Below are 13452 nucleotides of genomic sequence, written 5' to 3' on the forward strand. Positions count from 1 at the left end.
TTTGCGGATTGAATTCGTTAATAAAAGTTGAATAAATAAGAAGAGCCCCGAAAGGCTCTGCTTTAGTGATAAACCTCGGCGTGTTCGTTTAATTCTTTGAGCTGCATCTTCACTATCTCGATCACGGGATCGTGAGGACTATTATCAACAAAATGCTGCAGATCGGCGGCGGCCACATTAATACAACCCAACTGCTGTGCAATAAATGCCCGCTCACGATTCAAATGTACATCGTCAACATGCCATTGCAACAGCAGACTGCAACACTCCATCGCTGCCTCAAATTGATGCGACACTATGCAACCCGCCTTAAGCTCATGCAGCATACGCGTCAGCAGTTTTTTCACCGTTGCAGGCTTTAAGTAACTTGCCTTAAGCTCAGCAGCATTACCTAACTCGCCGCGCACTAACACGTGCAACTGGTGACGGGTGAGTTCCTTGCCCGTTAAAGGATCCAAATAACTCACTTCGCCGCCAATCTTACAACGCAGCACCGTATTGCCAGGTAGCAATATGGGTTCGAATTCAAGATCTAACTGCTTCGCAAGCAACATCAATACCGTCGCCAGCGTAGTACTATTACCTTGGCGACTAATTAAGCAAGTACCTAAATCTGCCGCCTCGGTACTGAAGTAGTTCTCACGAACACAAAAACCTAAATCCTCGTAAAACCAATGCAACAGCGCATTAAAACGCTGTTGTTGATCAACCAAGTAATGAGTTAATACGGCTCCCGCCATTTCAAACCAAGCCCATTTAGCGGCTTCAAGTTTAGAAAATCCAAGGTGCGCACCTACATCCAATGCCGACTCGGGCAATGAAATGCCATCTTGCAGAGTGTAGTTACCCATTAACCCAATAATACCGCTTGTTTAAAATGAGCCAATTTAGCAGCATAAACCAACCAACCTATCGCGCCTAAGTAAGCAAACACTTTGAACAATTTGTTTCTGTTCGCTTTTATGGCAATGGCGCCTAGGACAATGTAAGCAACTACAGCACCGATTTTTTCGGTCATCCAAGGATCCACAAAAGGAAATTGCTGGATCATAAAACACAAAGTTAAGCCCGACAGCAGTAGGAAAGTGTCGATAACATGGGGCGCTATCTTGAGCAGCTTCTTCTCCATCAGAGCCGATTGGCGCAGATGCAGGACAAAGCGCACGGTAAGCAGTAACACGCTCAACGCGATAAAGGTAAAATGCAGATGTTTAACCGCAGGATATAGACTGTAAAAAGTTTCCATTACGATACTTATGGCCAGTGACAAAGGCGCTAGTTTACCCTAATCCTTGGCGGCATACCAATGCCTATCAGCCTAGATATTCAGAGCTAACATCATAAAAAATCAAACGAGAAGTGACGATGAATTTAAGCTTAATTAACGATGAATCAACCGAGTTCGCCGACGCTATAAAACAAAAAATTGTCGAGTTCAACCAAGTCCAATGGCAGGGGCTTAGCCGTAAAAATCTCGGCCTCAAATTACAAGATACCGAAGGTAAACTGTTAGCGGGAATAAGCGGCAAAACCTTCGGCAATTGGTTGTTAATCGATTATCTGTGGGTCGATGATTCTTTAAGACTCCAAAGTATAGGCACGCACTTATTGTTAGCCGCAGAAAGCCAAGCAAAAGAACGCGGCTGCCAATTTGCCCTACTCGATACCTTAGATTTTCAAGCTAAGCCCTTTTATGAGCGCCACGACTATCGCGTGCAGTGGATACAACAAGCCTACCCAGAAACCGGCAGTAAATTCTTTATGGTAAAAGTCTTGTGATGTTTAAGGTAAGCGGTCATAACCGTACCCAATGCTTAGGCTACCATTTCTGATATCTAACTCAGACCGTTTCAATGAACTTGAGCTAATTGCGAGTGGTTAATGATTTGCGCACCTTTTACTCGCAAAGCTACAAACGGAAAAATAAGACATAGGACAGGGCGTCCTCAGCCGAAGCAACCCAATTGAATTAAATCTTCAACCTAATCCGGTTTAAACACGCCGATCACAGCACCGGTGGCTTTTTCTGTGACCTTTTCATCGGTTTGCTGTTCACGGTAATCACACTCTGTGCATTCAACGGTTTCGATGCCGTTTTCCTTGTAGAGTAAAATGCTGTCTTTGGCGCTACATTTTGGGCACTTAGCACCGGCTACGAAACGCTTTTTGATTTTAGTGTTTGTCATAATAGATAAAGGACCAGATAGCAGGGCCAAGGGACTCGGCCGAAGAAATTGCCGCTATTTTGCCACACTGATGATTGAATGCCAGTGTTACCTGAAAGTATGAGGCCTTAGGTCGATGTGATGCGATTCACTGAAGATCGTCCTGAAAAGTCGAATAATTGTCCGAGTTATCGGGTCAGGCTGTGGTTTGAAACTGGGTTGTACGCTATTATCTGTGCCCTGACGAATTTACGTTCTAACCAAGTTGTAGTTAATGATCAGCATCAACCAAGCGCAATTAATCCGTGGCAGCAAAACCCTGCTAGATGAGACCTCTCTCACGATTTATCCCGGCCATAAGGTCGGTTTAGTCGGTGCTAACGGCACAGGCAAATCCTCACTGCTCGCATTAATTTTAGGTCACTTAAGCCTAGATAAAGGTGAATTTAGTCTGCCTTCTGGCTGGCAAATTGCCACTGTGGCCCAAGAAACCCCTGCGCTCGACGTCTCGGCACTGGAATATGTGATCGATGGCGATAGCGAATATCGTCAATTAGAAGCCCTATTACACAAGGCCCAAGAAGATAACGACGGCAATGCCATCGCACTCTTACACGGCAAAATCGACGCTATCGGTGGTTATGCGATTCATTCGCGCGCGGGTTCATTGTTAGCGGGTCTGGGCTTTAGTGAAGCCGAGCAAAGCAATCCAGTCAAAAGCTTTTCGGGTGGTTGGCGTATGCGCCTCAACTTAGCCCAAGCGCTACTGTGCCGCTCTGACTTATTACTCCTCGACGAACCGACCAACCACTTGGACTTAGATACCATGTACTGGCTCGAAGGTTGGATTAAGTCCTATCAAGGCACGCTGATTTTAATCAGCCATGATAGGGACTTTATCGATGAAATCGTTGATGAAATCGTCCACGTTGAAAATCAAAAACTCAATTTCTACAAAGGCAATTACAGTGCCTTTGAGCGCATTCGTGCCGAACGTATGTCGCAGCAACAGGTTGCCTTCGAACGTCAACAAAAAGAACGTGCGCACATGCAGTCCTTCGTTGACCGCTTCCGTTACAAGGCAAGTAAAGCCAAACAAGCGCAGAGCCGCTTAAAGGCACTAGAGCGCATGACTGAGTTGTTGCCGTCTCAAGCCGATAGCCCCTTTTATATGGAGTTTCGTGCTCCAGAAGCCCTACCCAATCCGCTGATTAAGATGGAGCAAGTCGCGATCGGTTATAGCGATAAGCCAATCCTTAGCAAGGTGCATTTAAACTTAGTGCCGGGTGCGCGCATTGGTTTACTCGGCCGTAACGGTGCAGGTAAATCGACATTAATCAAGCTGTTATCGGGCCAATTATCGCCAATGACAGGTTTGTATGAACCTAATCCTGGCGTCAATATCGGCTACTTTGCACAGCACCAAATCGAATTTTTACGCCTCGACGACACGCCGATGCAGCATTTAGTACGTCTGGCACCCAATGCCAGAGAGCAAGAGTTGCGTAACTTCTTAGGCGGTTTTGGCTTTAATGGCGATATGGCGCTCTCACCTGTACGACCCTTTTCTGGCGGCGAGAAAGCCCGTTTAGTACTGGCGCTATTAGTTTGGCAACGCCCTAACCTATTGCTGCTCGATGAACCCACCAACCATTTAGACTTAGAGATGCGCCACGCCCTGACAATGGCATTGCAAACCTTTGAAGGCGCTATGGTTGTCGTCTCGCATGATAGGCATTTACTACGATTAACCTGTAGCGATTACTATCTGGTGGATCAAGGTGAAGTACGCGCCTTCGACGGCGACTTAGACGATTATCACCAATGGTTGCTCGATGCGGCGAAAGCCAACTCGAATCAAAACAGCACCAGTGACGAGATCAAACCTGCGGCCGATAAGAAGATACAGAAACGCCTCGAGGCCGAGATCCGCCAAAAGGTATCGCCGCTCAAGCGCAAACAAACTAAGTTAGAAACCGAGCAACAAAAGCTGAGCGAACGCCTCGCCGAGCTAGAGCACTTGCTGGCCGATAGCGAATTGTATGATCAAGATAACAAAGCCAAGCTAACCTCGGTATTAACCGAGCGAACGAGCTTGACGCAAACCTTAGAAGACAGTGAAATGCAATGGCTCGAGTTGCAAGAAGAGATAGATGCAATGGAGCAAGAGGTCATGGAGCAACAATAACTCCAGCGTTCTTTTACATAAAAGTCAGTAGCAGCGGCAATACAAGGAAATAGTATGGCGGTTTTAACCCAGTTCGACAGTCAACTCTGGCAATGGTGTGATATGAGCTATGCGCAAAACAAAGCGCTCTGCCTCGAATTGCAAAATAGCTGTCAGGTGAACGTCAATCTACTGCTACTGGCGCAATATTTAGATATCACTATGGATGTGTCTGGGCCGCAGCAATACAGCACAGACCAATGGCAAACACTGATGAATGCAGTAGGTGAATGGGATGAAAGATTTCTCATGCCCTACCGCAAATTACGTAAACTCGCTAAGTCCAGCCTGAATGAACAAGAGTATCAGCAGATGCTCGCCGTTGAGCTGATGATGGAACGTAAAGCGCAACGAACCATCTTAAATAAACTCAATGAACTCAGCCCAAACGGCCAAACGACAAATCTCGTGAGCTACTTAAGCCTGTTTGGACTCAGTGAAATAGACGCCAACGAAATCGGCTTAATCGCGCCCTGATCTAACCAAATCACGTTAAATCAAGCACAGCCAAGTTAGATCGAGCTCAATCAAATCAACGCAGTAATCATCAAATCGCTAACGGCTACGTGCTTGCGGATAGCGTTCACAGTCATCCTTGATCACCAACCAGTTCAGCTGACTCTCAGTATAAATATGGTACTTAGGCTGAACTTGGTTAGCATCGTCCAGACTCGCTATGCTCAAGGTCAAATAATCGGGATATTGAGTATGTCGGTAAGTTAACGATGTACCGCATTGGTCACAAAATCCACGGCGAATAAACTCGGACGATGCAAACTCAGTCACCTGACCTTTAAGCCAAATCACTTGGCTGAGTTTAAAATCCATCCAAGCCCCAAATGCAGATCCCGTGCTTTTTTGGCATGAACGGCAGTGGCAATAATCCGCATCAAAGGGTTCACCTTCAATCTGATAACGAATCGCGCCGCATAAGCAACCACCTTCCCGTAATATGTTTTCAGACATTCACACCCCATCAAGCTTTATCAAGCTAAGCTGCATTTTGATAAGATAACATCAGGCTTTACCGTCAGTGAGCTTCTGTGCGAGTGCGGTGGCATTACGCGCCGTGATGCCATAAATCGACAGCTGCGGATTAGCGCCAAGGCTGGTCGGGAAGATAGAGCCATCCATTACAGATAAATTTTCTAAATAGTGCGACTGACCATAACTGTTGACCATAGAAAGCTTTTCATCTTCGCCGAAGGGACAACCGCCCATCACATGGGCCGATGCAACGATAGTGCGCAGTGGCGCGAGTGACATCTGCGCAATGCTTTCTTTGGCGTCTTTCCACGAGGATAAGTAAGGCATGCCATCGCTGATCGGCAACACTTTTAAGGCGCCAGCCGAGAATTGTAACTCCGCCATACTAGCAAAAGCGCGTCTCGCGGCCTGCCAAAAAGCATCGGTCAACGGATAATCTAAAGCAAAGCCCTTATCCGTTAAGTGTACTTCACCGCCTTGACTGTCGGGATGATAGCCATCGCGGATCAAAGCGATAGTTACTTGTAACTGATTGAATTGTGACATTAACTCAGCATGACTCGTACCATAACCTAAAGTTTTAGAGGCGATTAAAATCGGATGCACCGGCGGCACTTCGAGTTTATAACCCAACTCACCATCGGCGCCATTGTTCCATACAAACTCATCGGAATAGATAGATTGCGGCGCACCGCTATGGCCATTGATCGAATCGGCAAATACGCCGCCGGATAACAAAGTAGGATGTAAAAAGGTGCGTTTACCCAAAAGTTGGTGGGGATCGGGCACTTGCGAACGCATCAAAATCGTCGGTGTATGGATAGCACCCGCACTCAAGATATAATGTTTAGCCTTAAATAACAGCTCAACGTCAGTGGGTCGTAAATTCACATCCAACGCCTGCGCCTTTAACGCAAACACTTGGCCATTATGGTGCTCAATCTTAGTCACTTTAGCGCGACTGATCAGCTGCGCGCCTTTCTCAAGTGCCGCGGGAATAGTAGTGACTAACATAGATTGCTTCGCATTGACCGGACAACCCATGCCGCAATAGCCAGTATTCCAGCAACCCGCCACATTGCGTTTAATGACTGTGTATTCCCAGCCAAGATTGATACAACCTTGCTTCAGGGCGGCATTATTGCGATTAGGCTCATAATTCCATTCATGAATGTTGAGCCGTTGTTCCATTTGCTCAAACCAAGGATCTAAACTCTCGCGATTAAGCCCAGCAACCGATTTATGTTGCGCCCAAAAAGCTAACGCCTCGGTCGGAGTGCGGATTGAAGTGGTCCAGTTAACTGTGGTTGAGCCACCGACTGCGCGGCCCTGAAAAATTCCAATCGCCTTGTCGGCGGTTTTCATCGCCGCAGCTTGTTGATACAAGTTGGGATAAGCAACTCGCTCTTCCATATTAAAATCGCTGGAGGATTTTAGCGGTCCCGCCTCAATCATGATCACGCTCAGCCCTGCTTGGGTGAGGATTTCAGCCGCCACACCGCCGCCAGCACCTGTACCGACAATAATCACATCGGCTTCAAACTGCTGGTTTTCTTGCAATTGGCTCGCATCAGTGTGCAACCAACCAGAGTTTAAACCATTCACTATAGGATCTATGATTGCCAACTTGAGTGCTCCACTGTCGCGGGTAAGATGCTTATTATTCGGCGTTTGATTAGGTTAAAAATGGACTCGCTATTTGAACAGTTCAGGCTTGGCATAATGCAAGCGGCTCCAGTGCTCAGGACAAGCGTAGTAACTTGCCATCACTAATTCGCGCAATCCGAGATAAGCCGTTTGTAACAAAGCAAAATAACTGTGGCGCCAAGTTTCTAACATATCAGTTAACTCGGCGGGAGAGCGCATCAATAGCGGTGTCATGCTCGAGGTGAGTACTAGTAAACCAAGACGATTTTCGAGCATATCGAGCAGCTCAAACAATTCGGTCTGCTGCTCATCGGGTAACACAGCAATCGACTGTTTGATGGCATCTAAAGTGCGGTTTTGCGCCGCCAACTTATGGATGGCCACATCAGGCAAGGCGCCGTCGAGCATCACAGGCAAAAGCACGCTAAACAACAAACGATAATCTTTGCCTTCGCTATCCTCGGGCAAACTAAACTCAGGAGAATAGAGATTAACCCCTAAGGCTAACGCCGCCGTACCGGCAAACGCGCCCACTATAAAGGTTCGTCGCTTCATCTCTATCTCCTAATTATCAACCTAAATGTCGGCCTAAATATCAGCATAAAAAACAATTGTGCTACAATGGCCGCGAGTTTATACCCAAGCGACCTCAAAATACGAATTTCAGCATTTTGAGTTGGTTTGGGTATAAATTAAACACACGTTTTAATTTTCAGCAATAGCCGATATCAAGATAAACATCTATGCCAAATTCCTTTATGCCACCTTGGTGGGCCAAGAGTCCCCATATACAAACGATTTTACCCGTATTCACTAAAGTGGCCAAACCAGCATTACAGCGGCAGCGCTTAGAGTTACCCGATGGCGATTTTATCGATTTAGATTGGCAGGATGTTCCACAGTCTGGCAAACCGATCGTGGTGATCATCCACGGCTTAGAAGGGAGTGCTCAGTCACATTATGCGCGGCGGATACTGCAAGCCTGTAAAGAACAGCAACTCGCTGCCGTCGTGCATCATCACAGAAGTTGTTCGGGTGAGGCCAATCGCCTCGCCCGCAGTTATCACAGTGGCGATACGGACGATTTACAGTTTAGTCTATCGACACTGAAAAGCGCGTATCCGCAATCGCCCTTATTAGCCGTAGGTTACAGTTTAGGCGGCAATGTGCTGACTAAGTATCAAGGCGAATATCAGGATGATAGTTTATTAGCCCGCGCTGTGGTTGTCTCTGCACCGCTGCAATTGTCAGCCTGTGCTAAACGCTTGGAAAATGGCTTTTCAAAGGTGTATCAAAGTTATTTAATCAAACAGTTGCAACAGAAGATAAGCCATAAACTGAATGATCCCGACTTAGCCATCTCTATGCCGCTAAGCCAGTTGCAGGTCGACCGTTTAAATACCTTCTATGATTTTGACGATAAAGTCACAGCGCCATTACACGGCTTTGACGGCGTCGACGATTACTATACGCGTGCCAGTGGCTTACCCTTTGTCAGCCGTATAACTAAACCGACGCTCATCATACATGCTAAGGACGATCCCTTTATGACCGATGAAGTGATCCCCCAATCGAGTCAATTGTCGGGCTATGTGGAATACGAACTGCATCCCTATGGCGGCCATGTCGGCTTTATCGAAGGCGGTACACCTTGGAAACCGCGCTTCTACCTTGAGAGACGGATTTTACATTTTCTACTCGGCGAGCAAAGTGTTGACTCACTTAGCGCAGACCCAATCAACGGCGACAATATCACCCAAGGAAACACCGATGCTCATTCCCTATGAAACCCTGTTACAACTCCCAAAGGAAACGCTCGCCAATGTGATCCGCGAATATCTCTTAGGTCAAGTGGAGGATGGCAGCTTTGCCAGTCTCGATGAACAGGAACTGATGCAGGCGATAGTCCAATGTCAACAAGCACTTAAACAAGGTAAGCTGAAATTAGAGTACAGTGAGGACGATGAGTCCTTCGCGATACGCTCGGCGGATCAAATAGCACAGCAGCAAGATTGACCAGTCCTATCTCTGTACCGTATAAATAGTACTCGCGTTTTTATCGCTTCCCCATAAGCGGCTCTTTTGGTTCCTAGCTAGGTAGAAAAAATGTCAGCAAAACATCCCATTATTGCAGTTACAGGCTCATCAGGCGCGGGAACCACCACGACGACCACCGCCTTTAGCCATATTTTTCGCCAACTCGGGATCAATGCCGCCTTTGTCGAAGGCGACAGTTTTCATCATTTTACCCGCGCCGAAATGGAAGTCATGATCCGCAAATCCCAAGCTGAAAACCGCAATCTTAGCTATTTTGGCCCAGAGGCTAATAACTTTGCTCGTTTAGAACAATGCTTTCGCGATTACAGCACCACAGGCCAAGGTGAAACCCGCAGCTATTTACACACCTTCGATGAGGCAGTGCCTTTTAACCAGATGCCCGGCACTTTTACTCAATGGCGACCACTACCTGAAAATACCGATATGCTCTACTACGAAGGCTTACATGGCGGCGTAGTTACTGGTGATGCCAATGTCGCCCAGCATGTGGACTTGCTGATCGGCATGGTCCCCATAGTCAACTTAGAGTGGATCCAAAAAATTATCCGCGATACTTCGGAGCGTGGCCACAGCCGTGAAAAAGTCATGGGGTCAATTGTGCGCAGTATGGACGACTATATTAAGCACATGACGCCACAGTTCTCCCGCACTCACATTAACTTTCAGCGAGTACCGACGGTCGATACCTCTAACCCATTTAGTGCCAAAGATATTCCGAGCTTAGACGAGAGCTTTGTGGTGATCCGCTTCCGCGGTATCAATAATGTCGACTTCCCCTATTATCTCAATATGATCCAAGGTTCATTTATGTCACGGGTCAACACACTCGTCGTCCCCGGCGGCAAAATGTCGCTGGCGATGGAGCTGATCCTTACACCTTTGATTAAAGATTTGATGGAAAAACGTCAGCAACTTAATACCCCAGAAGCGAACTGAAACCTTGAGGATTTGTGGGCAATTTTGACTAAAGGCTAAGGAAATAAAGTCTTTTTTTGCAATGGATTAAGTTTTATTTAAGCCACTAGCGCTAATCTTGTCGGCATCGGGATTTCAGGCGAAAGAACGATAGTTGGCATACTCTTGGGAGTTAATTCCCCCATCTTGATCTGTTGATTTCCTTGAGTATGTCAGCAACCTTTTAACGTAACTTTAAGTCTTCAGAGTTAATTCCACATCCATACTTGATCTGTTGATTTCCTTGAGTATGTCAGCAACCTTTTATGAAGAATGAATTCCACATCTATGCTTGATCTGTTGATTCCCTCGAATATATCAGCAACCTTATCTTAAACTCTAAATCTTCAGAGTTAATTCCGCATCCATACTTGATCTATCGATTTCCTTGAGTATGTCAGCAACCTTTTTAACGAAACTATATAAGTTAATTCCGCATCCATGCTTGATCTATTGATTCCCTTTAGTATGTCAGCAACCTCTGATGAATAGCTAACTCCATACCAGTGCTTGAGCCAATATGCATTTTAAACTGATTTTCTGCGCACGAGATTCTTGTACATCACCATACACTCTAAGGCTATTCCTCTGGGCGAACAGTAAATAGATTCCTCCTCTAACCCCTCACCACCAAAACCACAGTGGCGATAGAAATCCACCGCATTTAAAGTTGACTCCAATCTGAGTTGGGCTATCCCCTGATTAAAAGCCATAGTTTCAATAAATTGTAGCAATACCTTGCCGACACCTAACCCCATAGCATCGGGGGAAACAAACAAGGCTTCTAACTGGGCATAGGGTTCATCCAACATGGCAGTGCCGACCACAGTCTTAAGCTGCAACTCGTCAGAGGACAACTCTGCCACATAAAAATGTGCATCGACGATACGGCTAAATTGCTCGGTCAGTTCGCCCTCGGTCCAAATCACCAGATCGCCAGCATCATAAAATCCAGCGCAGCCCTTATTAATAGCTGCATTACGGATATCCCAGCAGGCCTGAGCATCCGCTTTCGTCGCTTTTCGTATAGTTATCATCATGTTTCCCGATTAAAAATGCTCAGCCATAACATGCCATGAAGCCGCTAAAACGCCAAGTAAACGAGTGATCTCATCTTTCAACCAATAAAAAACCGCCCGTAGGCGGTTTAATCAAAGCTACAGAACCTTAATGGATCTTAGCTAACATATCTGACTTAGTCTTAGCGCTAGACTTAAATCTAGGCTTAGCCTTTAATCAATTCACTAATAGTCAATACGCCGTGGGTTGTTGCACCCGCGCCCCACATGGCAGAAGCTGAATCTTCAAAAGCGCCCGCTAAATCAACGTGTAACCATTTAGCTTCGGGTGACACGAAACGCCATAAGAAACCAGCGGCATTAGAAGCACCACCTGCACCGCCGCCTTTCATTGCGCGGCTGTTTGCGGTGTCAGCATAGGCAGATGGACACATTTCTTTGTGCCAAGGATCCAGCGGCAGCGGCCATACTCGCTCGGCAACGCTAGTGGCTTTTTGCTGGGCCAGTTGCAACACATCCGCCTGTGGCGAGAAAATCGCGTTGTAGTTAGAACCCACCGCCATCACAGCGGCGCCTGTAAGGGTCGCTGCATCGATAATAAAAGGTGCGCCAGTAGCAGAAGCAGCTTGTAGACCATCGGCCAACACTAAGCGCCCTTCCGCATCTGTGTTCACCACTTCAACTGTTACACCATTTTTGTAGGTCAGAATATCACCTAACTTATAGGCGCGACCGCTGATCAAGTTTTCAGCACAACATAAGAAGAGTTTAACGCGTTTGTTGAGGCCAGACTTGATCGCTAAACCAAGTGCTGCAGTCACAGTCGCCGCGCCGCCCATGTCGCATTTCATGCCTAACATGCCTTCAGAAGCTTTGATGCTGTAGCCGCCAGAATCAAAGGTAATCCCTTTACCCACAAGCGCCACAGACACAGGTGCATCGGCGGCTAATGGGTTGAAGTCTAACTCTAACATTGCTGGTGGACGCTCACTGCCGCGACCGACGGCATGGATACCAATCCACTGTTCTTCAAGCAGCGCTTCGCCTTCGATAATCCGATAACTTACCTTGTCGCCACCAACGTCAGCCAACCATTTTGCTGCTTGTTGGGCAAGCTTCACTGGCGACAGGTTTTCAGGCGTATCGTTGATCAGTTGACGGGCAAAGGTTGCCACATCGAGTCGACGTTGCAATTCTGCTTGCACAGCTTCATCACCACACCAATGGATTTGATAACCAGGTTTTGCCGTCGCGAAACCTTGGGCAAACACCCATTGGCTATTGAGATCCCAAAACTGCCCAACTAATTCCACACTGCTAATACCTTGACTGCGCAGTTTACGGGCCGCCATTTGAATTTGACGCAGCTCATCGCCACCCGCTAAATGAATTTGCGCACCATCGGCAGTATAAGTCACATCAGCCTTGCCCCAGTGCGCGGCGGGTGCTTCTTTAGTTAATTGCACTTTCATCAATTCAGTTACTTTTAGTTCACTCATTAGGGATCCTTATTTTTCGATTCGTTTTAGAACAATCAATCAGCAATCAGAACAAACTTTATGGCGGCAGTTTACTGCTAGCAGGCGATGACGCAAAGCGATTGGCTGAAGTAACTCAGGTAAAATCTGTAAACATTTGCGAAATTTGCTAGGCTTTGCGACCTAGAACAGCCGAGATAGGTCTATCGATGGAATTTACACCGCCACTACAACAGGGCATTTTATTGCGCCGCTATAAGCGTTTTCTGGCCGATGTGCAGCTAAGCGATGGCAGTGAAATCACCCTACATTGCCCCAATACCGGCTCTATGCGTAATTGCCTGTATCCCGGTGAAACCGTGTGGTTTTCTACCTCTGATAACCCTAAACGTAAATATGCCCATACGTGGGAACTGATGACCACGCCAGATGCAGGCTTAATCGGTATCCACTCGGGTCAGGCGAACACCTTAGCCGAAGAAGCCATCAATAAAGGTATCATCAAGGAACTCACGGGTTATGATAGCCTCAGCCGTGAAGTCAAATACGGTGATGAAAATAGTCGCATCGATATCCTGCTACAGGGTGCTCAAAAACCCGCCTGTTATATAGAAGTCAAAAGTTGTACTTTGCTCGAAGATGGCCAAGGTTATTTTCCCGATGCTGTAAGCCTACGCGGTCAAAAACATTTACGTGAATTGATGCACATGGTGAGCCAAGGCCATAGAGCCGTATTGCTATTTGTGGTGCAGCATAGTGAAATATTCAGTGTTGCCCCCGCAGCACATATCGACCCTGAATATGCTAAGTTACTGAAAATGGCTGTGTTAGCCGGCGTTGAAGTGCTAGCCTATCGCTGTAAAATCTCCCCTACAGAGATTCACCTAGCCCAAGCCTGCGATGTACGAGTATGATGT

15 protein-coding genes are annotated in these 13452 nt (G+C 46.8%); 7 read left to right on the forward strand and 8 right to left on the reverse strand.

Annotation, left to right across the window (positions count from 1 at the left end):
- Window positions 1-62 precede the first annotated feature (62 nt).
- Both L5M17_RS03860 and L5M17_RS03865 read right to left on the reverse strand, forming a co-directional pair.
- Window positions 63-851, reverse strand: a complete 789-nt coding sequence (locus L5M17_RS03860) for a SirB1 family protein (protein ID WP_168824767.1) — start codon at window positions 849-851, stop codon at window positions 63-65.
- Entirely contained in the window at window positions 851-1246 is a 396-nt protein-coding gene (locus tag L5M17_RS03865; RefSeq protein WP_006080263.1) for a SirB2 family protein, read from the reverse strand. The genes L5M17_RS03860 and L5M17_RS03865 overlap by 1 nt, the downstream gene beginning before the upstream one ends.
- 119 nt (window positions 1247-1365) lie before the next feature.
- On the opposite strand from L5M17_RS03865, the gene L5M17_RS03870 reads away from it, so the two are divergent.
- On the forward strand, window positions 1366-1779 hold the full coding sequence (locus tag L5M17_RS03870) for a GNAT family N-acetyltransferase (RefSeq protein ID WP_113939757.1): 414 nt from the start codon (window positions 1366-1368) through the stop codon (window positions 1777-1779).
- Window positions 1780-1982: 203 nt separating this feature from the next.
- Here the strand turns inward: L5M17_RS03870 and L5M17_RS03875 are convergent, their stop codons facing one another.
- On the reverse strand, window positions 1983-2186 hold the full coding sequence (locus tag L5M17_RS03875) for a YheV family putative zinc ribbon protein (RefSeq protein ID WP_012088350.1): 204 nt from the start codon (window positions 2184-2186) through the stop codon (window positions 1983-1985).
- Between the two features lie 253 nt (window positions 2187-2439).
- Here L5M17_RS03875 and L5M17_RS03880 point away from each other — a divergent pair, with 253 nt between their 5' ends.
- Together L5M17_RS03880 and L5M17_RS03885 are read left to right on the forward strand one after the other, a co-directional pair.
- Complete coding sequence (locus tag L5M17_RS03880; RefSeq protein WP_263145330.1) at window positions 2440-4353, forward strand: ABC transporter ATP-binding protein; 1914 nt, start codon at window positions 2440-2442, stop codon at window positions 4351-4353.
- Between the two features lie 54 nt (window positions 4354-4407).
- The gene (locus tag L5M17_RS03885) at window positions 4408-4869 is read left to right on the forward strand and encodes a TIGR02444 family protein (protein ID WP_263145332.1); all 462 of its coding nucleotides are present in this window, start codon (window positions 4408-4410) and stop codon (window positions 4867-4869) included.
- Between the two features lie 78 nt (window positions 4870-4947).
- Here the strand turns inward: L5M17_RS03885 and L5M17_RS03890 are convergent, their stop codons facing one another.
- The 3 genes from L5M17_RS03890 to L5M17_RS03900 form a co-directional block, all read right to left on the reverse strand.
- Window positions 4948-5358 (reverse strand): GFA family protein, encoded by a 411-nt coding sequence (locus tag L5M17_RS03890; protein ID WP_263145334.1) that lies wholly within the window; start codon window positions 5356-5358, stop codon window positions 4948-4950.
- A 51-nt stretch (window positions 5359-5409) separates the two neighbouring features.
- The gene (locus L5M17_RS03895; RefSeq protein WP_263145336.1) at window positions 5410-7005 is read right to left on the reverse strand and encodes a GMC family oxidoreductase; all 1596 of its coding nucleotides are present in this window, start codon (window positions 7003-7005) and stop codon (window positions 5410-5412) included.
- A gap of 69 nt (window positions 7006-7074) precedes the next feature.
- On the reverse strand, window positions 7075-7581 hold the full coding sequence (locus tag L5M17_RS03900; RefSeq protein ID WP_263145337.1) for a TAT leader-containing periplasmic protein: 507 nt from the start codon (window positions 7579-7581) through the stop codon (window positions 7075-7077).
- Window positions 7582-7769: 188 nt separating this feature from the next.
- Between L5M17_RS03900 and L5M17_RS03905 the strand changes: the two genes are divergently transcribed.
- The 3 genes from L5M17_RS03905 (at window position 7770) to L5M17_RS03915 (ending at window position 10020) form a co-directional block, all read left to right on the forward strand.
- Entirely contained in the window at window positions 7770-8813 is a 1044-nt protein-coding gene (locus L5M17_RS03905) for a hydrolase (protein WP_113939745.1), read from the forward strand.
- Window positions 8797-9042: a YheU family protein gene (locus L5M17_RS03910; protein ID WP_113939743.1), complete on the forward strand. Its 246-nt coding sequence runs from the start codon at window positions 8797-8799 to the stop codon at window positions 9040-9042. Before L5M17_RS03905 ends, L5M17_RS03910 begins: the two co-directional genes overlap by 17 nt.
- Window positions 9043-9132: 90 nt before the next feature.
- Window positions 9133-10020 carry a phosphoribulokinase gene (locus tag L5M17_RS03915; RefSeq protein WP_011847692.1) on the forward strand — a complete coding sequence of 296 codons (888 nt, stop codon included), beginning with the start codon at window positions 9133-9135 and terminating at the stop codon, window positions 10018-10020.
- A gap of 545 nt (window positions 10021-10565) precedes the next feature.
- Here L5M17_RS03915 and L5M17_RS03920 read toward each other — a convergent pair.
- Both L5M17_RS03920 and pepB read right to left on the reverse strand, forming a co-directional pair.
- Window positions 10566-11075 (reverse strand): GNAT family N-acetyltransferase, encoded by a 510-nt coding sequence (locus tag L5M17_RS03920; protein ID WP_263145343.1) that lies wholly within the window; start codon window positions 11073-11075, stop codon window positions 10566-10568.
- A 188-nt stretch (window positions 11076-11263) separates the two neighbouring features.
- Entirely contained in the window at window positions 11264-12556 is a 1293-nt protein-coding gene (gene pepB, locus L5M17_RS03925) for an aminopeptidase PepB (RefSeq protein WP_263145346.1), read from the reverse strand.
- Between the two features lie 188 nt (window positions 12557-12744).
- Here pepB and sfsA point away from each other — a divergent pair, with 188 nt between their 5' ends.
- Window positions 12745-13449: a DNA/RNA nuclease SfsA gene (gene sfsA, locus L5M17_RS03930; protein ID WP_105251524.1), complete on the forward strand. Its 705-nt coding sequence runs from the start codon at window positions 12745-12747 to the stop codon at window positions 13447-13449.
- The last annotated feature ends 3 nt before the right edge of the window (window positions 13450-13452 follow it).

It is taken from the genome of Shewanella sp. SW24 (assembly GCF_025653395.1).
In the GTDB taxonomy this organism is placed as follows: Bacteria; Pseudomonadota; Gammaproteobacteria; order Enterobacterales; family Shewanellaceae; genus Shewanella; species Shewanella oncorhynchi.